Source organism: Bacteroidia bacterium, from assembly GCA_023228875.1.
In the GTDB taxonomy this organism is placed as follows: Bacteria; Bacteroidota; Bacteroidia; order NS11-12g; family UBA955; genus JALOAG01.
Window position 1 is genome coordinate 12967 of sequence record JALOAG010000013.1, and the last position, 20703, is coordinate 33669.

Below are 20703 nucleotides of genomic sequence, written 5' to 3' on the forward strand. Positions count from 1 at the left end.
ATGAAGAAAATGCATGGTGTAGTTCCACCAATGATTACCCCATTTAAAGAGAACGGGGAATTAGATGTAGAGAACCTTAAAACCTTAGTCACTTATTTATCAAAAAATGTTGATGGTTTGTTTGTAACAGGTTCATACGGTAGTGGTCCGTTGATGTCATTAGAAGAGCGTAAGAAAGTAGTAGAAGTTTCACTTGAGACTGCTGCTGGACAAATTCCTGTGATACCAATGGTGGGTACGACGAATAATAGTGACTCTGTTGAATTAGCCAAACATGCTGAAGATGTTGGTGCAGATGCAGTTGCTGCTGTAGGACCATTTTATTTTAGTCATAAAGAGGACTCAATAATTCAATTCTATACAGATTTGATTGAAGCAGTAAAAATTCCAGTCTATTTGTATAACAATCCAAACTTTCAAGGTTATCCTATAAACATTGAGACAATTAAAGAGCTTAAAGATAGAGGCCTTAGGGGAATTAAAGATGCAACATTTGATATAATAATGCATGCCAAATACCAAAGACTTTTAAGTGATGACTCTTTTGATGTTGTCTTGGGAACTGAAGCAATGTTTGCATCTGCGTGTGTATTAGGTTGCCAAGCGTTTATCCCTGGTTTAGCTAATGCTTTTCCTGAAATAAATAGGGAAATGTTTTTAGCTGGCATGGCTCAAGATAATGCAACTTGCCGCACTCTTCAATTGGAAATTAATGAGTTAAGGGATGTGATGTATTTAGCTCGCTCCACACAATTAGCTGTCTATGCAATGCTTGAGATAAGAGAAATTATGAAAGCTTATCCTCGTCGCCCATTTTTACCAGCTAGTGAAAAAGAGAAAGAGGCAATTAAAAAAGAGTTGCTTCGTCTAAAAGTTATTTAAATTAAATAGTAGAGGTGGTCTTCTAGTAGTTTTATAGTAGCCACCTCTCTTTTTTTTATTCCAGCTAAAATTTCATAATGATCGTTTAGAATTGTCTCCATAGACATTTTAGAACAATGTTTTTGCATTTGTTCTAAAAAGGGTGATTTTATAAATTCAAACAAATAAGCAAACATCTTGTTTTCTGTAAGTTTAATAAGCTGATAATGAAACTCCAAATCTAAAGATGCAAATAAAGTTTTATCATTACTTTTAATTGCTTTATCCATTTTTCTTAAGATTATATTTAGTGGATAAAGATTTATTTCTTTGTTTGAGTCTAAGGTTTCTATTAGAGCGCTTTTTTCTAATAATATTCTCGTCTCATTTATTTCTTGGTAGTCTTTTAAATTTAAATTTACAAAATTATCTAAAATAGTTGAGCTAATATTATCAAAAAATGTTGCGATGGATGACTCGCTAAGAACCGTGCCATACCCTTGAATTGAGTAAAGTAGGCCTATGTCTTTAAGCTTGCTGATTCCCTCTCTTACGCTTGTTCGTCCAACTTGAAAAGCTTTAGCTAAATCATTTTCTGTTGGTAATAAGTCTCCTGGCTTTAAGTTAGCATTTTCAATAAATTCTATCAGTTTTTCTGCTACTAAATCGGAAATAAGTTCTTTTTCAAGAGGTGCTATTTTCATAAATAAAACCTAAAACTTTAAGAAGGAGAGACCTTTACGGGCATTTTGTAAACGAGTCTCACCATCTTTGCCAACTTTGTTTGCAATTGAAGTAAAAATAATATCTACAACAGCTAGTTGGGCATAACGAGAAACAATTGGCTCATTTCTATATGTGGTTTCAAAAGATTGAATTGGTAAGAAAATATCTGATAGTTTCGACAATTGGGAATTTAATTCCCCCCCTACTGTTACTACAGGAATTATCCCTTTTATAGCTTCAACTTGTGCTACTAATGATTTTGTCTCTCCTGAAAAAGAGAAACAAAAGACAAGATCTCCTTTTAGTGGGTTTGAGAGAATTATTGCTGAAGCATGTTCATCTTTATTGTAGTGACAATTAATTCCTAGGCGTGAGAGTTTAATATATAAATCGTATGCAGCAACACCACTAGTACCATAGCCAAATAAAATTATTCTATTGGCGTTCTCTATCTTTTCGATAATTTGAATTAAAATGTCATCTTCTAAACTGTTATTATTTATTTCTAAAACTTTAATTGCAGATTTGTAAATAGCGTTTCTAATTGTACTAAAACGATCATTTGGTAATATTTTAGTATAGGTTGCTTCATCAAGATTGCTTTGGTTTGCAATTTCAGTTGCTAAATTTACTTTAAATTCATGGTAGCCATTAAATCCTAAAGATTTATAAAACTTAACAACAGAAGCCTCGCTGCGAGCTCCAGAAGCTTCAGCGAGGCTTGATATAGACATAGTAATTGTCTTTTTAGGATTGGATACCACAAATGTACCAATTTTTTTTTGAATTGGTGGAAGAAATAGCAAGTTTTCTTTTATAGTTGAAATGATATCCATATTATTCTTTTTACAACGCTAATTTGTGTTAGTATAGCACGTAATAGTTATTTACAACAATATTCCTTGCTCCTCAACCATCTTTTCAGCTCTTTTAAGTGTCTCTTCGGAAATATCCTTAAAAGGAGATCTAGGATAGCCAGGATTAATTCCTCTCATCCTTAAGATTGCATAGGTCATAACTAATGTTTGGTCTATTTTAATAATATTACGAGCATTTAAAACAGCTAATTGTTTTTTACCAGTAGCAATATTATCACCTGCTTGCCAAGTTTTATAAAAATCTTGCATAAACTCAGGGAAACAGTTTGCTAATCCTGCAATAGCACCAATAGCACCTGCATCCATTGCAGCTGCAGCGATTGCCTCTGTTCCAATTATAAATTGGAAGTCATCTCTCTTGATTGCGAGTTTATAATCATAAAAACTTATTAAATCAAAAGCAGAATCTTTGACCCCAGTTAATCCATAATCGGCCAAGGCAGCTATAGTGCTAGGAGCAATAGGGTTATTTGATAAGCCTGGGTTGTTGTATAAGAATACAGGAATTTTTACAGCATCAATTAATGCTTTGTAGTGATCAATTAATTGATCTTGGGTGTAATGATAATAGTAAGGGGGTATTGATCCAACAGCATCTGCACCAATTTCTTCCGCGTGCTTTGCTAGTTCAACTGCTTCTCTTGTAGTAGCAGCGCCTACGTGAATCATTGCAAAAGCGCTTCCTTTTTCCTCGTTAACAATAGTAGCTACTTGTTTTCTCTCTTCAGTTGTCATGATTGGGCCACTACCATAAGTTCCACAAGGATAAAATCCTTGAACCCGACTACTAAGCCATTTTACAAGGTTTCTCATTGTTTTTTCATCAATATTGCCCTGTTTATCAAAGCTTGTAATTACTGGTGGGATGATCCCCGAAAATACTTTGGTACTCATATTTCTCTCCTAAAATAGTAAATTTTATTTTATTTTATCAAAAAGATGGTAAAAATGCAAGAATTAAACAAAAAAATAAAAAAATTTTTTTGTTGACAGGTAATAATGCGAATGCTACGATTGGCCTAGGAAGGTTTTAAGATGGGGAAAGTTTTAGTTTGGGGGGAACCAATGTTTGGTTTTTACCCAATAGACAATCAAAGAATTGAAAAATGTGAAACTATTAGAATTGCATGGGGTGGAGATGCATCCAACTTTGCAATTGGTGTAGCAAGATTGAATGTTCCAGTAACCTTTTTTACCGCTGTAGGTACAGAGCCTTTTGGAAGAGGGTATATTGAATTATGGGAAGATAATAATATTGATGTCTCCCAAGTAGTTGAAGATCCCAAAAGGCGAACAGGTTTTTATTTTGTCTCTTTTATTGATGGAAAGCACTCACTCACCTACTACAGAGATAATAGTGCAGCAAGCGGTCTTACATTTGACCAACTAGATAAAACAGTATTAAAAGAGTGTGATGTTTTTCATTTTACGGGTACTGGGTTGGGAATGGGAGAAGCCGCTCGCTCATTATGTCATGAAATATTAAAATTTAAAAAGGGTAGTGGTTCTATTATCTCTTTTGATGTCAATTATCGAAGATTGCAGTGGAATAATTTGAAGTTGGCAAAAGAAGAAATTATTAAAGCGATAAACTTAGGTGTTACTCATTTGGAAATTACTGATGATGAAATGAGAGAGTTAGGCTGGCAAGAAGATTTAGACTCTTTATTTAAAATGTTCCCATCTTTAGAGGTTATAGCTTACAAACAAGGTTCCAAAGGGGCAATAATTAAAACTAAAGAGACCGAGTTACACTCTCCTGCTTTTCCAGTTGAGGTTGTAGACACCGTTGGAGCAGGAGATAGCTTTGACGTTGGATTTATTGTTTCACTGATGGAAGGGAAAAGCTTGGAAGATGCTGCTAGAATTGGCAATGCTATGGGAGGATTAACTTGTACTGGTGTTGGTCCAATTAGTAGTAGCCCAACCAGAGAAAAAGTGGAAAGTTTTTTAGCAAACTATGATCAAACAAATTGAAAATATACTAACAATATTCAAATCCCGTTTTGTTTTTGAAAGTTCTTATTAAAAGAAAAGTTAGTAATAGGAAGAAGATGATGAAAAACATCGCAGTGATAACAACAGCATTTGGCAACGGATTGAAAGACCGCCAAAAGTATTATGATAGCTTAGCAAAAGAGCTTAGGTTAAATATTTGGTATTGTACAAAAGAGGAGTTACTTTTAAAACCTAATGGAATTGAGGGAGTTATAGTTGGTGTAGAGAAAGCTGATGAAAATCTATTTAAATGTGGTGATTTAAAAGTTGCAATGAAATTTGGTGTTGGCTTGGATAATTTTGATATGGCAAGTGCAGAAAAATTCAATGTCAAAGTAACCAACATGCCGGGGATTAATAGTGATGCAGTTGCTGAAATGACCTTTACTCTAATGCTAGGTGTTTCAAGGCTAATTCATCCAATGGCTAATCATTTAGCAAAAGGTGAGTTTGTACAATACTGTTCAAATTCAATATTGGGTAAGACCATTGGGATAATTGGAATGGGAACAATAGGGCAAAAAGTGGCAAAAATTGCAAAAGCTTTTGGGATGAAATGTTTAGGATATGATATTCAACCCATTACAATTGAGAATGTTTCAATGGTTGATTTAAAAACAATCTACTCAGAAAGTGATGTGATAAGTTTACACATTCCTTTAATAGAAAGTACTCACCATCTAATTGATGCAAAAGCTTTTGCAATGATGAAAGATCAAGCTATCCTTGTAAACACTTCTCGTGGAGGAATTGTTGATGATTACGCTCTTTACAAACATTTAAAAGAAAATAAAATTTTAGGTGCTGGATTAGATGTTTTTGAAGATGAAGAGATAATGGAGAAACTAGCAAAACTAAATAATACAATCTGTACCCCCCATGTTGCTGCCTACACCCATGAAACATTAAGATACATGGAAGATACAGCTTTAAGAAAAATGAAATCGTGTTTGGTTGATTGAATGTAAAGCCTTGGAGGCAGAAATACATTTAGGAGTTAATGGAAATGAATAGTTGGGCTGTTCAACGAGAGATAAGTGATCAAAGAGTCCTCAAAGTCGCCAATGAGATAAAAATGTATGCAATGCAAAATAATCTTAAATTTGGGGATAAACTTTTGAGCGAAGCTCAACTATCTGAAAATTTAAATCTTAGTAAAACAACTATACGGGAGTGTATCTCCCGTTTATCCAATGTTGGCTTAGTCAAAACTATCCAAGGTAGTGGGATGTTTTTAAATGAAATAACAGTCGATAAGTACTTCCAGCAATTTCACAATCCTGCAATGACTCTATTTCTAAAACTTAGTAATCAAGATATTGTAGAGCTAAAAAACTTACGCCAAATAATTGAAACTTACTCTATTGAACAATATTTAATCTCATCTGAAGAGGTTTCTTTAGAACCATTAGAAAAGTGTTTAGAAGAGATGGAACACTTATATCAGAAGGAGAATAGGATAGCGTATATGAAAGTTGATTTGGAGTTTCATAAGAATTTAGTAAAGCTGAGTAATAATAATTTCTTATTTAACTTATATTCAACAATCCGAATTCCTACTCTAAGAGAATTAGAAGTTGCCTTTTCAAAAGACAACTTAAAAATTGTCCATGATTATCATAAAAAGCTTTTCTTCTATTTAAAGGAGAAAAATAAAGAAGCAATAACAGTTATACAAAAGCACTTACAATATTTAGTTAGATCCAGAACAACAATTGAGATGCACCCTCCCTTATAAAACTTGTTTTTATGTATAACTTATTTGAGGAGTATAAAATGATAAATGAGAAGGTGAGACCAATAAGTAGTGCCTTGGTCGCTAATACTAAAATACCTAAGTTTTTTAAAGTAAGGCAAAATTTTTTTACTAACGGAATAAAAGTTGAAGAAATACCCTCTGTTGTTAGTAAAAAGATAGGCCGCCCAGAGATTAAAAGAAGAATTACACCTAATGCAAACATTGCAATTACTGTAGGATCTAGGGGTATTAGCAATATCCAAGTATTAGTTAAAAGTATTGTTGATTATGTAAAAGAGTGTGGAGCTAACCCTTTTATTGTTCCCTCTATGGGAAGTCATGGTAAAGCTACTAGTGAAGGACAGCTTCAAATACTAAAAAGTTATGGGATTACTGAAGAATACTTGGAGTGTCCAATTCGCTCATCAATGGAAGTTGTTAAAATTGGGACTTTAGATGATGGAAGAGATGTATTTATAGATAAGGAAGCTTATAACTCAGATGGCATAATAGTGTTTTGCCGAATTAAACCTCATACTGCATTTAGAGGGCCCTATGAAAGTGGAATAATGAAAATGTTAGCTATTGGGTTGGGTAATCAACATGGAGCTGAAGCATGCCATGCAACTGGCTTTGGCTTGATGGGTGAAAATATTGAATTATTTGGTAAAGAGATTTTGAATAAAGCTCCAATTCTATTTTCAGTCGCTGTCATAGAAAATGCATTTGATCAAACTGAAAAAATATATAGTGTTGAAGCAGAGAAAATTGTTGAAATTGAACCTCCATTATTGAAAGAAGCGTACTCTTTAATGGGAAGATTGTATGAACCAGAGTGTGACGTTTTAATTGTGGACAAAATTGGGAAAAATTATAGTGGTGATGGGATGGATCCTAACATAACAGGTACCTTTTCCACACCGTATGCTGATGGGGGGATAAAATCAAAACGTGTTTGTGTTTTAGATTTAAGTGAGGAAACTCATGGTAACGGTGTTGGGATTGGTATGGCTGATATAACAACTCAGCGTGCAGTTGATAAGTTAGACTTGGATAGTATGTATGCTAATGTAATAACCAGTACTGTTTTGGGAGGGGTTAAAATACCGATGATAATGGAAAGCGATAAAGAAGCTATCCAATTGGCAATTCATACGCTAACAGATGTAGATACGAATAATCTGAAAATTATAAAAATTACAGATTCTTTAAATGTATTTGAAATTATGATGAGTGAATATTTTTATGATAAAGTTCAGAACAATAAAAACTATACTATTTTAAGCGAACCTAAGGAGTTACAATTTGATGAACACGGAAATTTTTGAAGTTATAAGAAAAATTAGATTAATGCCTGTTATAAAGCTCACTAAAGTAGAAGATGCCCTTAAACTTGCTGATGCATTAGAAGAGGGCAATCTTCCCATCGCGGAAGTAACATATCGAACAAATTGTGCTTCAGAGGCAATAAAGCTAATTTCAAAAAAGAAAAAAAATATTTTAGTTGGGGCAGGAACAGTGCTAACAATTGCACAAGCAAAAGAGGCGATAGAGAGTGGAGCAAAATATATAGTAACACCTGGTTTCAATGACGAAATAGTTGATTTTGCTATTAGTGTAGGTGTCCCTATTATTCCAGGAGTAACAACTCCTACAGAAGTTGAAATGGCTTTAAAAAGGAATCTAAAAGTTTTGAAATTTTTTCCAGCAGAAGCCAGTGGAGGAATTGAAAAGTTAAAAGCATTGGGAGCTGTGTACGATGTGAAATTTGTACCAACTGGGGGAATTGGTTTAAAAAACCTTAAAGATTATTTAAGTTTGGCTAATGTTTTGGCTTGTGGTGGATCGTGGATGGTAAATCCTTCTTTAATAGAAGAGGGTGCATTTGATCAAATAGTTAAACTAACCAAAGAGGCAACAGCTTTAGCATTGGCTTGAGTTCTTTCATAGATAACTTTAAAATCTAAGTCGGAGGACTTAGATTGATTACAATTAAAGGACATTTTAACTCGGCAGTAGTATTCACCAAGAAAGTGGAACAAAAGGCTATTGATCAAATTAGAACCTTGTGTGATCAGGAGTTCACTAAAGGTTCGAAAATTAGAGTAATGCCCGATGTGCATCTAGGTAAAGGTTCAACTATTGGAACTACTATGACAATTGAAGATAAAGTAGTTCCTAACCTAGTAGGGGTTGATATTGGCTGTGGCTTAGAAGTTGTAAAACTAAAAGAGAAAAATCTAGATTTAAGAGAGTTGGATGCTTTTATCTACAGAGCAATTCCTTCAGGCTTTAAAATTAGAGATAGCGTACACCCATTTATAGAGCAAATAAATTTAAACAAACTTAGATCTAAAAAACACCTTAAAATTAATCGAGCAGAAAAATCTTTAGGCACTTTAGGGGGAGGCAATCATTTTATAGAGGTAAATAAAGATTCAGAGGATAACCTTTATTTAGTAATTCACTCAGGTAGTAGACATATTGGACTCGAAGTTGCCAATCATTACCAAAAGCTTGCAGGTAAAGGGCCTTTAGCCTATTTAGAGGGGAAAGGGTTTAACGATTATATTCACGATATGAAAATTATCCAAAAGTATGCCCAGCTAAATAGAAAATCGATGATTCATGAAATTGTCAAAGCTTTTAATTTAAATATTGTTGAACAGTTTACTACGATCCACAACTATATCGACACCGATAGTATGATTTTACGTAAAGGGGCAGTCTCAGCTAAAAAAGGGGAGAAGCTAATTATTCCTTTGAATATGAGAGAGGGTTCTCTAATTTGTATTGGAAAAGGGATCAAAGAGTGGAATTATTCAACTTGTCATGGGGCGGGTAGGGTAATGAGTCGTAACGAGGCTAAAAAGACTTTAAATCTAAAAACATTTAGAACTATGATGGAGGGTGTTTATACTACAAGTGTAGGAAAAGGAACTCTGGATGAGTCCCCTGAAGTTTACAAACCTTCAAATCAGATTATTGAAGATATAAAACCATCTGTCGATATAATTGAGCAGATTAAACCAATTTATAACTTTAAAGCAGCCAATTAACACAAATCTATCTAACCGATTTATTACCTAAATCGGTTAGACCTACTACAGAGGATAAAAAGATTAACAACTACTTCTTATTATCTGCTTCTAATGCACTTACGTACATGTATAGGCGGTAGATAAAACATTGGAGCCACTCGATATAAAGAGTTGCCTCGTACTCCATTAACCGAGATCCACTTGCAATTTCAGTGTCAAACCTTTTTTGAAGCATTTTTTCAAATTCATTAGGTACAACACACCGCCCCTCTCTCTTAGGGATCTTCTCTTCATCGATGTAAATCATTGGTTTCATTTTATATCTCCTCTACGACTATAATAGCACATATATGAGAAAATATCAGCATAAAAATGACCAATAGTTCATAAAAATGGCTATAAAAGTGCTTAAACACTTATATATAACCATATTATAAGGATATATCACTAAATAATGTGAATAAAAGAATATTAATAAGCAGAGAGGCTTGTTGGGGGTCTTTGAGAAGGATATATCTCAACTATTTAAATAGTCTATATTTCCTTGTAACAAAGAAAATATTTCTAATTGACGATTCAAAATAGGCATGATATCCTTAAAAGTGTCAATTTGGTCTGTAGAAAAAAAGAAAAAACTTTTAAAAAGCAGATTTATGGAGATTTGTTATGGGTGCTCCTTACAAAATACTTGGACTTAATCTCACAAAGCCGCAATTCCAGGACTTTGCTTCAAGTTTAGATTTGCATTTTTCTCTAAATGACGATTTATCTCCACTTTTAAGTAGTTATAAACTAAAGTCTGGGACAGTTCTTAGTAATCGCTTTTTGGTTCAGCCCATGGAGGGCTTTGATGCCTTAGAGAATGGCTCTCCAAGTAGATTGACATTTAGGCGTTATAAAAGGTTTGCCCAAGGGGGTTCTTCAGTTATTTGGCTAGAGGCAGTTGCCATTAGTGCTAAAGGAAGAGGGCACAAAGGTATGCTTTATTTGACAAGCCAAAATCAAGAAGAGTTTGCAACTTTAATTGATACTATCCATGAGGAAGGTAATGGGACAAGACCTTTTGTGGTTTTGCAGCTTCATCATAGCGGTAGATATGGTGATTTTCCTGCTTTGGTTTTTAATGAAGAGCAATTAAATAGAAGTGTCAAAAATATTAAAGATGCGATGCTGTTAACTGATAAAGATTTGGAAAAAATAAAAAGGGATTTTATAAGTGCTGGAAGGTTAGCAGAAGAGGTTGGAGTAGATGCTGTTGATGTTAAATGTTGCCATGGTTACTTGTTGTATGAGTTGTTGCAAGGCAGAACTCGTAAAGGTAAGTATGGTGGCAGTTACGAAAATAGAACACGAATAATTTTTGAAATCATTGAAGAGCTTATTACCCAAGTTGGCATCAAATGTGTTGTTAGGATGGATGGCTATACAGGAGTTGCATCTCCTTATGGATGGGGGATGGATGATAGAGGGAGTCTTACGTGCGATGAGCAGATTAGATTTGCCAAAGATCTCGCTTTAAGAGGGGTTGATATCGTTAATGTGACTAATGGAAGTCCACATACTATGGCTTATTTGAGTCGCCCCTACAACAGCAAGGGGGAGCCTCCTGAACACCCATTGGTTAGCCTTAACAGGATGATACAGATTTCAAAAGCTATCCAAAAAGAAGTTTGTGAAGTTGGGGTAGTTGTTTCCGGGTTTTCATCTTTACGTAAAGTGGGCCTAGGTGTTGCTGCTCGGTTAATAAAGGATGGTGATGTTTCATTTATTGGTTATGGGAGGCAATCATTTGCTAATCCTAATTTACCAAGTGTAATTTCAAATGGAGAGTTCAGTAGTTTCAAAGAATATTGCACTTGCTGTGATGGTTGTATTGAATTATTAGAGAGTGGCAGGGCAACTGGTTGTTCTGTTTACGATAGAGTTTTCTATAGGCGTTAAGTAAGTGTTGAAAGTTCTTGACTTTGAGTAGAGTTGTGGTAGCCTACTAATAATAAAAAAAAATTCTGTAAAATGAGGTTAAATTTTGAGCACAAGGGATAATATGACCAATAATAACGGATTAAAAGAAAAAAATTCTTTTAATAAGGGAATGTTTGATAATAAAGTCTCATTAATTACCGGTGGAGCTAGAGGAATTGGATATCAAATTGCTAAAGATTTGGCATCACAAGGTTCTGATATCATCATTTGTGATATTGCTACAAAACAAATGGAAGAGAGTTGTGAAAAAATAAGAGCTTTAGGTGTACGCTGTGTTGGATATATTTGCGATGTAACCAACTGGGAACAAATAAAAGCTGTAGTAGATAAAGGCATAAAAGAATTTAAAAGAATTGATATTCTAATTAATAATGCTGGAACAATTCGACCTGCTGAATTTCTTAATATGAGTGAAGAAGATTGGGACTTTTTGCAAAACGTCGATTTACGGGGCTTAGTGGGAACAACTTTAGCAGTAGCTCCTTATATGATTGAGCAAAACTATGGGAAAATTGTCAATGTCTCCTCTATGAGTGCTTTTGGAGTATATATGAGTGGTTTTGCATCATATTCAGCAGCAAAAGCAGCAGTAGTAGATTTTACAAAGACCTCTGCCCGTGAATTAGGGCGTTATAAAATAAATGTAAATGGAGTTTCTCCTGGTGAAATTATGACTGAGCTCACTTATCAAGATCAAACCATTGAAGAAGTTGAAATTAAATTAAAACGGTCTGAGGCTATGGCAATAATGGGTCGAATAGGGCAACCAGAAGATGTTGCTAATTTAGTCTTATTTTTGGCATCTGATAAAGCCTCTTTTATTACAGGGGAAACTATCAACATTGATGGTGGACGCATCGATAGAATGTAATTATGTGATGGAGCAACCAAAGTATGGATACTATTTTGAGGATGGAAAAAATAACTAAAACTTTTCCTGGGGTAAAAGCTTTAGATAGGGTAGACTTTTCTTGTACTAGAGGGGAAATACACGCTCTTTTAGGAGAAAATGGGGCAGGAAAATCGACTCTAATAAAAATATTAGGTGGTGTATATCCAGTTGATAGTGGGGACATTTATCTTGATGGGTCTGAGGAGTCAATAACAATTAAATCACCCATTCTTGCTCAAAAGCTTGGAATAAGTATTGTCCACCAAGATTTAAATCTAATCCCATACATGAGTGTTGCTGAAAATATATTTTTAGGGCAAGAGAGTTGTAATAAAATAAAGTGTATTGATGCAAAACAAATGAATAAAGAAGCCTCTAAGATTTTAAAACGTCTTAATTGTAGGCTGAACCCTCAAACTATAATTGCAGCTTTAGACTCTACAAATCAAAAAATGGTTCAAATTGCAAAATCGATAGTTTTTAATCCAAAGATTTTGGTTGTAGATGAACCAACAGCGTTTTTAGGGACTGAAGAAATTGAAAGCTTCTTCGAAATTTTAAAAGAGTTGAAAGAGAGGGGGACTACTGTAATTTACATTTCTCACCTTTTAGAAGAGGTTTTTGAAATAGCAGACAGAATGACAATTTTAAAAGATGGGAAGTTAATAAGGGTGCGCAATACTACTGATACAACCATGGATGATATTATCCGTGACATGATTGGTAGGGAGTTAGGAGATTTATTTCCCCCAAAAGATGACAAATTCAATATTGGTCCTGAGCTTTTGTCTGTTACCAGCCTAAATTTAGGAAAAGCTTTAGTAAACGTTAATTTGAAACTATTTAGTGGGGAAATATTGGGAGTCGCAGGACTAGAAGGTAATGGTCAAAATGTCTTATTAAAAACTATTTTTGGAGTTCATAGAAAAGATTCTGGAATAATTAAAATTAACCAAAAAGAGGTTAAGATTAATAATCCTAAAGATGCAAAAAGAAAACAATTTGCTTTGTTGACAGATAAAAGGGTTGAAGAGGGATTGTGGCCCGATTTAAGTGTGCATCACAACTTAACTTTACCTATTCTGAAAAAGCTTCAAAAATATGGGTTTGTAATCTCATCATTAGAACAAAAAATAGTTAAAAATAATATTAAAGAGTACACAATTAAAACATCTGCTGACTCTAAATCAGTTAGGTTCCTTAGTGGTGGAAACCAACAAAAAGTTGTCATCAGTAAATGGTTAAACAATAATCCAAAAATAATATTGCTAATTGAACCTACACAAGGAGTTGATGTTGGGGCTAAAGCTGAAATTTATCAATTAGTAAGAAAGCTAACAGAAACCCAAGATAAAGGAATAATATTGGTCTCTTCCGACATGTTAGAACTGTTGGGTTTATGTGATCGGATATTAGTAATGCGCAAAGGTGAAGTTGTTAAAGAACTAGAAAAGGGCGAGATAACAGAAGAAAATATTTTAAAAGCTGCTGTGGGGATGAATTGAGAATGATTAAAAAAATTGACAAAAAAGAGATCTTAAATAAGAAGGTAATTGCTATAACAGTTGTGGCTCTAGTATCAATGTTTCTTTTATCAAGGATTCCTAGTTTCTTAAAACCACAAAACTTATCAAACTTAATTTTAAGGGGTGTCCCTCTTCTAGCTTTAGCTATTGGGCAAATGCTTGTTTTGTTAACTGGAAGCATCGATTTGTCTGTTGGAGCCTTGCTATCGGTTTCTACAGCAATTGCCTCGGTGACTATGCAACATAGCGTAGGGTTGGGAATATTAGCAAGTTGTGGATTTGCAATAGTTTTGGGGTTAGGAAACGGTTTAGCTGTCACAAAGCTAAAAATTAATCCTTTTTTGGTTACTTTAGGTACCACCGCTATTATAAATGGTATTGCCCTTTATATTCGCCCATACCCTGGAGGTATAATTCCACTTTACTACTCTGAGTTTATCCTTTTAAAAGTTGGTGTCATACCAGTTGTGCCAATAATTCTCTTTTTAATTATTGCTATACTTGGAATTTTTCTACTTAGGAAAACCCTCTATGGAAGGCACTTGTATGCTGTAGGTGGAAATAGCGAAGCAGCACGATTAGCGGGATTAAACGTAGATCGAATAATTATAATTGCTTACATGCTCAGTGGACTGTTTGCAGCCATTGGTGGGTTGTACATGTCTGCTCGAATTGGGTGTGGAGATCCAACTGTTGGAAAACCTTTCCAAATGGAATCGATAACCGCTGCAGTTTTGGGAGGGACTGCTTTAACAGGAGGAAAAGGTAAAATGAGAGGAACAATATTAGGTGTAATATTGGTAATCCTTTTAGGAAATATATTTAATCTTTTAAACTTTAATATTTACTGGCAACAAGTATCTAGAGGAATTATTTTGCTAATTGTTGTAGCTATCTCTAGTTATGAGGTGAGTTTAAAAGATACTAAAAAACTCAAACGACTAATTATTTAGAGACGACTAAAGAAAGTCGAAAAATTTAAGGAGAATTGCAATGAAAAAAATTACTCTGGTAAAAATGGGTTTATTAGTTTTATTACTAATACTTTCAATCGGACTAATTTCTTGCTCAGCAAAAGAGAGTGCTAAAGAGCCTACCTCTACAGCTGTTGAATCAGCCAGACTGGGTGCAGAGTTAGAGTATACTGACATGGGTCAGTACAAGAAAGAACCCAGCTACAAAATTGGGTACTCTTTCCATGGAGGGGGAATTTCATTTGACATTGAAAGTATTAATGCTTTCAAATGGGTTGCTAAAGAGAAATATGGAAATATCATTGATGAGCTTTATGTCACTGAAGCACAATTTGATGTTTCTAAACAGATTTCTGATATTGAAGACCTTATGGCAAAAGGAATTGATGGTTTAATTGTATCTCCAACAAGCCCATCAGCAATTGTTCCTGTTATTGACAAGCTTTATGACCAAGGAATACCAGTAATTATAGTGTTAGGTGAATATGATGGTAGTAAATATACAGCTTACCGAGCAACTGATGCCCAAGCTTTTGGAAGAGCAGGAGCAGAGTGGTTAGTTGACAAACTTATTGAAAAGTATGGCGAACCAAAAGGGGACATCTTAGCAATAAGAGGAGTCCCTGGTGAAGCTGCTGATGTAGGCAGATGGGACAGAGGAGCTAAAGTAATATTTGACAGCTATCCAAATATTAAAGTAGTTGGTGAAGGTGCTGGATTGTGGGCTTATGATGAAGGAAGAAGAATTGCTGAAAGTTTATTAACAGCTAATCCAAATGTGGACGGAATATGGTCTTGTGGAGGACAAATGTCTTTAGCAGCTGCTGAAGTTGTCGATGAGATGGGACTTAATCTTATCCCAATTACAGGTGAAGATTATAACGGTTTCTACAAATATTGGGTTGAAAATCAAAATCGTGGATTCTCTAGTATTTCACCAACTTATCCCTCATGGTTAGCAACTGATGGATTGGATACTATGGTTAATGTCTTAATGGGACAGTCTGTTGTTAAAACTTTATTGTATCCACCACCAATTGTAACTGACGAAACAGTTGGTAACTATGTAGTATACGATTTACCCGACAACGTTTGGGTTGCTACATCAGTTCCACATAGGTTTTTAGAGATGTGGTACAAATAGTCTACATAATGAAGATTTAATATTGAGGCAGGTAATAAAATGGGAAAGTTAGAAGATAAACTAGGACTACACTTAAATGAAATTAAAAAAAGAATAAAAATAGAGCGTACAATGTTTGTCTATTTAGCTCTAGTTATAATTGTAATACTTTTTGGAATAATTGTACCTGCCTCAGTTAGTAAAGGTAGTATAAGAAGTGTGCTTCGAGAATCTTCGTTATTAGGTATTGTCGCACTGGGACAAGGGATTTTAATGTTAGCTGGTGGGATGGATATTTCTGTTGGTAATATAATGTTTTTTACAATGATTTATGGTGGAAATTTTATGAGATCTCAACCAGAACGCTTGATTCCAATTTCTATCCTTTGCATAGGAATTGGTGCTCTTATTGGTTTTATTAATGGATTTGGTGTAGCGAAACTAAAAATATCACCAATCATAATGACTTTAGGCACCTCCTCAATTATTTATGGCTTTGTGTATATTTTTGGGGGAGCATTAATGGCTTCCCCTGCACCAAAAAATCTACAATATATTGGTAAAACCTTTGTATTTAACACAATTCCACTAACTAGCTTTATTTGGTTAGCATTAATTGTTATCTTTTTAATTGTATTGAATAAAAGCTCTTATGGGCGCTACATATATGCAGTTGGAAACAATTATAAAGCTACTTGGATGTCTGGTATTTCAAGTAATACAGTACTAATTTCTGCATATATTATTTGTGATAGTTTAGCTGCACTTGCAGGATTATTGCTTCTTGGTTACATGGGAACCCCAACTCTAAGATTCACAGATATATATACCATGGGATCAATAGCTGCTGTGGTTATGGGAGGAATTGAATTTTTCTCTGGAAAAGGTTCAATAATAGGGGTAATTGCTGGAGTCTTAATTGTTAGATTCTTATTTACCGTACTTGTCATGATGAACGTTCCAGAAGCAGGAAGAATGATTATTGAAGGGGCATTGATAATAGCTATTGTTGCACTTTATAATTTGAAGAAGATTGAATAGAGATATTTTGACTATTTTTGACAAACAAATAGGAGTGTAATTGAAATGAGTTTTATAATTGCCCAATTAGATTATGATTACCCAGATAATAAAATTGAAAAAATAATAATTGAACAGCAAGGTGGAACTCTTATTTCTTCTCAACTAAGAGACGAAGATGAAATAGTAGAGTTTGCAAAAGATGCAGATGGTTTAATTGTCCAATATGCAAATATTACTCAAGCTATTTTGGAAAAATTACCAAAGTGCAAAGTTGTGGGTAGATACGGAATTGGGGTTGATAACATTGATGTTGATGCAGCTAGGTCTATGAATATCAAAGTTGTTAATAATCCAGAGTATTGTATTGATGAAGTTTCAGATCACGCCTTAGCTTTTATTATGAGCTTGCATCGACAAATTGGATTAGGGACAACTCAAGTCCGTTCTGGTATTTGGGACTTTACAAAGCTTACCCCAATAAAAGCAACTAAAGATACTGTTATTGGCTTTGTTGGGTTTGGAAAAACAGCACAAGCTTTAGCAAGAAAATTGAATGGAATTGGCTTTATTAAGTTTGTTGCTTACGACCCATTCTTAAATAGAGAAGTTTTTAAACAGCTAAATGTGAAAAGTCACACCTTAGAAGAGGTAATGAAAAACTCTGATATTATTTCAATTCATAGTGCACTTACTCAAGAAACGAAGAACATGATTAGCAAGAATCTAATTGAGATGATGAAACCTACAGCATTTTTGATAAATACTTCGAGAGGTGGAGTTGTTGATAATGAAGCCTTATTTTTGGCTTTAGAAAACAATATAATTAGAGGTGCTGGTTTGGATGTCCTTGACGTAGAACCCCCCTTAAGCTTTGATAAAATAAAAAAGCTAGATAACCTTTACATAACACCTCATATTGCATTTTACTCGGAAACCTCAATAATTGAGTTAAGAACTTCAATAGCTGAACAAGTTGTACAAGTAGTGAAAGGTGAAAAACCTAAGTTTAGTCTATTTTAAAAACTCCCACCTACCTATTTAAAGTTTAACAGGAAGGGGGAGGGTAATAATCTTATCTAATTACTCTACCAGAAGCATTTCCTCTCATTAATCTCAACACATCTTCTTTAGAAGAGAAGTTTATATCTCCTTGTATAGAGTGGCATAAGCAAGATGCTGCAGTTGCATAATCAAGTACTGATTGAAGGGACTGTGAAAGTTCTTCATCAGTAAAAGCATATATTAAACCTGCACCAAAAGAATCACCACCACCAACTCTATCTACTATATTTTTTATTTCATAAGGGGCGAAAGATTCATCAACAACAGGTGAAAGGTATGTCTTATTAGTTTTTGGATCGTATAACAGTGAGCCCCAATTATTGTGACTGGCAGATATGCTCTCTCTTAAAGTGAAAGCTACATACTCCAAATTAGGAAACTGCCTATAAATTTCTTTTCCAACGTACTCGTAAGCATTAACATCTAATGATCCAGAGTGAACATCAACATTTGGAGGGTGTATGCCTAAAACATCTGAGGCATCTTCTTCATTACCATAAAGAATATCAACATATTTTAAAATTTCTCTTGATACTTTTTGGGCTAAATCTTTTTGTGTATAGTTTGAGTCCCATAACCATAATTTGTTTCTGTAGTTAAGATCGTAAGAGACAGTAACATTATGTTCTTTAGCCTTCTTTACACTCATTAGTGCAGCATCAGCAGCTGTTTTTGAAATTGCTGGAGTAATTCCACTAAGATGGAACCACCTGGCGCCAGAAAAGATTTCATCCCAATTATATGAATTAGCTTCTACTAGGCTAACTGAAGAACCTTCGCGATCATAAACTACACTACTTGGTCTTTGATTTGCCCCTGTTTCTAAAAAGTAGAGACCTAATCTACCTTTATTAGATAGTTGTATATGTTCAACACCAACATCCATCCCTCTTAAAAAGCCCAAGCAAGCTTCTCCTATCGCATTTGAAGGTAAAGCTGTCACAAATTGAGTTTTCTTTTTCATACATGCTAGAGAGACAGCAACATTAGCTTCTGCACCTGAAAAAGTAATTCTGACTTGTCCTGGTAGAATTTGTCTAAATTTAAAAAAGTTTTCTGCCTCAACACGGCCCATGACTTCACCAAAGGTTACAATTTTACCCATTTAAATTACCTCTCATTAAAAAAAATAGTTAGATTTTAAATTCTTTATTTTACAACTGTGTAAACAATTATTATTGATTATATTATACCTTAAATTCACAATAAAGAGGTAGATAATAAATATATTTTGATTATAAATTTGTGTTAGACAACAAACCCCCAGCTGAAAATAGCTGGGGGTAATAACAGAATGTAATTTATTTTTTAATTATTGAAATTAACATTTCTTCCATTAACTGTCATCTTTGTATAAGTAGTGCCAGATTCATTATATAAGAAATCAATAATGACATTAAAAGTGCCACTTGGGGCATCTTTAAAATTGTTGATTTTGATTTTTGCACTTATTGTCCCAGTATTTTCAGTAAATATCATTTCCCCTTCAAGTAAAATCAATTGGCCTTCAGGAATCTCTACCCAATCATCATCATCGTCATCGCCATCATTAGCAATTTCAGAAATATCAAGTTCTTCTAGCTGATAGGTACCAGGGTTAGGAAACTCTTCTTCCACTAATTCATGTTTTAATGAGAAAGCACCGTACGACAGCTCCATGCCTATTTCAACAATTATTACTAAATCATCATTTGAATATTTTGCCATTGGATCTTCACAACTAATAATCATTACTGTAACCATAATAGATATCAACAGAATCGCAATTATCTTTCCTTTGTTTCTCATACATCCTCTCCTTTTCTGGGTAACTATAAGTTACCTAATAAATGTTATAACAAATAATGTTATAACAAATATAATAAGGATATTTTAAAAGGCAAGTATTTTTTTAAAATACTTTTTTATATTGTATAGAGATAGGAAAATGGGGGCACTTTTTGAAGGTAATTTGTTGGTATGCCCCCTTGCAAAAATGACTTAAAAGAAGAATTGAGAATTAATCTGGTTCATCCAAATTGATGTTCTTTCCATTAACTATTAGGACAATAATATCGTCATCTTCTTGTTGTGTAATTCTTATTTCCATGTTTACAAAGCCATCAGGAAATCCCTCTTCATCAAGTCCTTTGAGCTTGAATCATGCAATTAGTTTCCAAGTATTTTGATTTTTGGAGATATTGCCGCTTACCAAAACTACTTTCCCATGATTTAAAGTATCATCTACTTCAGCCATATCGAGTTTTGTAAATGATTGAGGCTTATCAAAATTAATTAGATCAATGTTTTGTTTTTCTAGAATGTCCTCTATGTGAGAAAGTACCAAACCTCCTAGCATTGCACTTTACTCATTGCTTAGTTTAGCTATAGGGTCTTCACAACTGATTATAGCAACTGTAACAATTATTACTATTAAAACTATTGGAACATATCTAATTCTCTCCTTTTTCATATTTGCCCCCTCTATTACAACAATTAAAAAGTAGCTAATTGTTATAACAATTGAAATCTTGTAACAAATATAATAAGGAACTGTAAAAAGACAACTATTTGAACACAAAAAAAGGGTACCCGAAGGTACCCTTTTACTAGTAAACAAAGCTCATTTAGCCAAGCATTGCATCAATAAACCAGATGTTTTTGCTGTAGAAAGCAACATAGTCTTCAAACATAGCTGTTACTTCAAAATCGCCAGCTTCATCGGCACTGTTTCTAATGTCAGTTGCTAAATCTCTCATTAACTCTAAGTCAGCTTTAACGATTGTTAAAGACTCTTTAGTTGAGAAATCTTTGGGCTCAACCTCTTTAAGAGTAGCATTCTCTAAATAAGCTTTTAAGGTTGATAAAGGCATAACCTTCTTCATCTTTAATGTCTCTG

Annotated in this window: 22 protein-coding genes; 14 read left to right on the forward strand and 8 right to left on the reverse strand. The window is 34.1% G+C overall.

Annotation, left to right across the window (positions count from 1 at the left end):
• Complete coding sequence (locus M0R38_10725) at positions 1-882, forward strand: dihydrodipicolinate synthase family protein (protein MCK9482218.1); 882 nt, start codon at positions 1-3, stop codon at positions 880-882.
• Here M0R38_10725 and M0R38_10730 read toward each other — a convergent pair.
• The 3 genes from M0R38_10730 to M0R38_10740 are packed head-to-tail and all read right to left on the reverse strand — an operon-like array spanning position 879 to position 3359.
• Complete coding sequence (locus M0R38_10730; protein ID MCK9482219.1) at positions 879-1565, reverse strand: GntR family transcriptional regulator; 687 nt, start codon at positions 1563-1565, stop codon at positions 879-881. The two genes, M0R38_10725 and M0R38_10730, sit on opposite strands and share 4 nt — an antisense overlap.
• A gap of 9 nt (positions 1566-1574) precedes the next feature.
• Complete coding sequence (locus M0R38_10735) at positions 1575-2423, reverse strand: MurR/RpiR family transcriptional regulator (GenBank protein ID MCK9482220.1); 849 nt, start codon at positions 2421-2423, stop codon at positions 1575-1577.
• Between the two features lie 51 nt (positions 2424-2474).
• Positions 2475-3359 carry a dihydrodipicolinate synthase family protein gene (locus M0R38_10740; GenBank protein MCK9482221.1) on the reverse strand — a complete coding sequence of 295 codons (885 nt, stop codon included), beginning with the start codon at positions 3357-3359 and terminating at the stop codon, positions 2475-2477.
• 141 nt (positions 3360-3500) lie between these two features.
• On the opposite strand from M0R38_10740, the gene M0R38_10745 reads away from it, so the two are divergent.
• The 6 genes from M0R38_10745 (at position 3501) to M0R38_10770 (ending at position 9260) form a co-directional block, all read left to right on the forward strand.
• Positions 3501-4442, forward strand: a complete 942-nt coding sequence (locus tag M0R38_10745) for a sugar kinase (protein MCK9482222.1) — start codon at positions 3501-3503, stop codon at positions 4440-4442.
• Between the two features lie 80 nt (positions 4443-4522).
• Positions 4523-5425: a hypothetical protein gene (locus M0R38_10750; protein MCK9482223.1), complete on the forward strand. Its 903-nt coding sequence runs from the start codon at positions 4523-4525 to the stop codon at positions 5423-5425.
• 44 nt (positions 5426-5469) lie between these two features.
• Positions 5470-6201: a GntR family transcriptional regulator gene (locus M0R38_10755; protein ID MCK9482224.1), complete on the forward strand. Its 732-nt coding sequence runs from the start codon at positions 5470-5472 to the stop codon at positions 6199-6201.
• Between the two features lie 38 nt (positions 6202-6239).
• Positions 6240-7529 carry a DUF362 domain-containing protein gene (locus M0R38_10760; protein ID MCK9482225.1) on the forward strand — a complete coding sequence of 430 codons (1290 nt, stop codon included), beginning with the start codon at positions 6240-6242 and terminating at the stop codon, positions 7527-7529.
• The gene (eda, locus tag M0R38_10765; protein ID MCK9482226.1) at positions 7510-8139 is read left to right on the forward strand and encodes a bifunctional 4-hydroxy-2-oxoglutarate aldolase/2-dehydro-3-deoxy-phosphogluconate aldolase; all 630 of its coding nucleotides are present in this window, start codon (positions 7510-7512) and stop codon (positions 8137-8139) included. Before M0R38_10760 ends, eda begins: the two co-directional genes overlap by 20 nt.
• A 44-nt stretch (positions 8140-8183) precedes the next feature.
• Positions 8184-9260 carry an RtcB family protein gene (locus M0R38_10770; GenBank protein MCK9482227.1) on the forward strand — a complete coding sequence of 359 codons (1077 nt, stop codon included), beginning with the start codon at positions 8184-8186 and terminating at the stop codon, positions 9258-9260.
• Positions 9261-9330: 70 nt separating this feature from the next.
• Here the strand turns inward: M0R38_10770 and M0R38_10775 are convergent, their stop codons facing one another.
• Positions 9331-9558 (reverse strand): hypothetical protein, encoded by a 228-nt coding sequence (locus tag M0R38_10775; GenBank protein MCK9482228.1) that lies wholly within the window; start codon positions 9556-9558, stop codon positions 9331-9333.
• A gap of 350 nt (positions 9559-9908) precedes the next feature.
• On the opposite strand from M0R38_10775, the gene M0R38_10780 reads away from it, so the two are divergent.
• The 7 genes from M0R38_10780 to M0R38_10810 all read left to right on the forward strand — a co-directional run bounded on the left by M0R38_10780 (position 9909) and on the right by M0R38_10810 (position 17783).
• Entirely contained in the window at positions 9909-11183 is a 1275-nt protein-coding gene (locus M0R38_10780; protein ID MCK9482229.1) for a hypothetical protein, read from the forward strand.
• A 103-nt stretch (positions 11184-11286) separates the two neighbouring features.
• On the forward strand, positions 11287-12096 hold the full coding sequence (locus tag M0R38_10785; GenBank protein ID MCK9482230.1) for an SDR family oxidoreductase: 810 nt from the start codon (positions 11287-11289) through the stop codon (positions 12094-12096).
• 23 nt (positions 12097-12119) lie between these two features.
• The gene (locus M0R38_10790; GenBank protein MCK9482231.1) at positions 12120-13622 is read left to right on the forward strand and encodes a sugar ABC transporter ATP-binding protein; all 1503 of its coding nucleotides are present in this window, start codon (positions 12120-12122) and stop codon (positions 13620-13622) included.
• A 2-nt stretch (positions 13623-13624) separates the two neighbouring features.
• Entirely contained in the window at positions 13625-14596 is a 972-nt protein-coding gene (locus M0R38_10795; GenBank protein ID MCK9482232.1) for an ABC transporter permease, read from the forward strand.
• 40 nt (positions 14597-14636) lie between these two features.
• Positions 14637-15761 carry a substrate-binding domain-containing protein gene (locus tag M0R38_10800; protein ID MCK9482233.1) on the forward strand — a complete coding sequence of 375 codons (1125 nt, stop codon included), beginning with the start codon at positions 14637-14639 and terminating at the stop codon, positions 15759-15761.
• Positions 15762-15800: 39 nt separating this feature from the next.
• Positions 15801-16781, forward strand: coding sequence for an ABC transporter permease (locus tag M0R38_10805; GenBank protein MCK9482234.1), 981 nt, complete (start codon positions 15801-15803; stop codon positions 16779-16781).
• 45 nt (positions 16782-16826) lie between these two features.
• Positions 16827-17783 carry a C-terminal binding protein gene (locus M0R38_10810; GenBank protein MCK9482235.1) on the forward strand — a complete coding sequence of 319 codons (957 nt, stop codon included), beginning with the start codon at positions 16827-16829 and terminating at the stop codon, positions 17781-17783.
• A 52-nt stretch (positions 17784-17835) separates the two neighbouring features.
• Here the strand turns inward: M0R38_10810 and M0R38_10815 are convergent, their stop codons facing one another.
• The 4 genes from M0R38_10815 to M0R38_10830 form a co-directional block, all read right to left on the reverse strand.
• Complete coding sequence (locus M0R38_10815; GenBank protein ID MCK9482236.1) at positions 17836-18930, reverse strand: sugar kinase; 1095 nt, start codon at positions 18928-18930, stop codon at positions 17836-17838.
• A 203-nt stretch (positions 18931-19133) separates the two neighbouring features.
• Entirely contained in the window at positions 19134-19613 is a 480-nt protein-coding gene (locus tag M0R38_10820) for a hypothetical protein (GenBank protein ID MCK9482237.1), read from the reverse strand.
• A 352-nt stretch (positions 19614-19965) separates the two neighbouring features.
• Positions 19966-20163, reverse strand: a complete 198-nt coding sequence (locus M0R38_10825) for a hypothetical protein (GenBank protein ID MCK9482238.1) — start codon at positions 20161-20163, stop codon at positions 19966-19968.
• A 268-nt stretch (positions 20164-20431) separates the two neighbouring features.
• Positions 20432-20703, reverse strand: a 272-nt coding sequence (locus tag M0R38_10830; GenBank protein ID MCK9482239.1) for a DNA starvation/stationary phase protection protein, incomplete at its 5' end; no start/stop codon positions are given.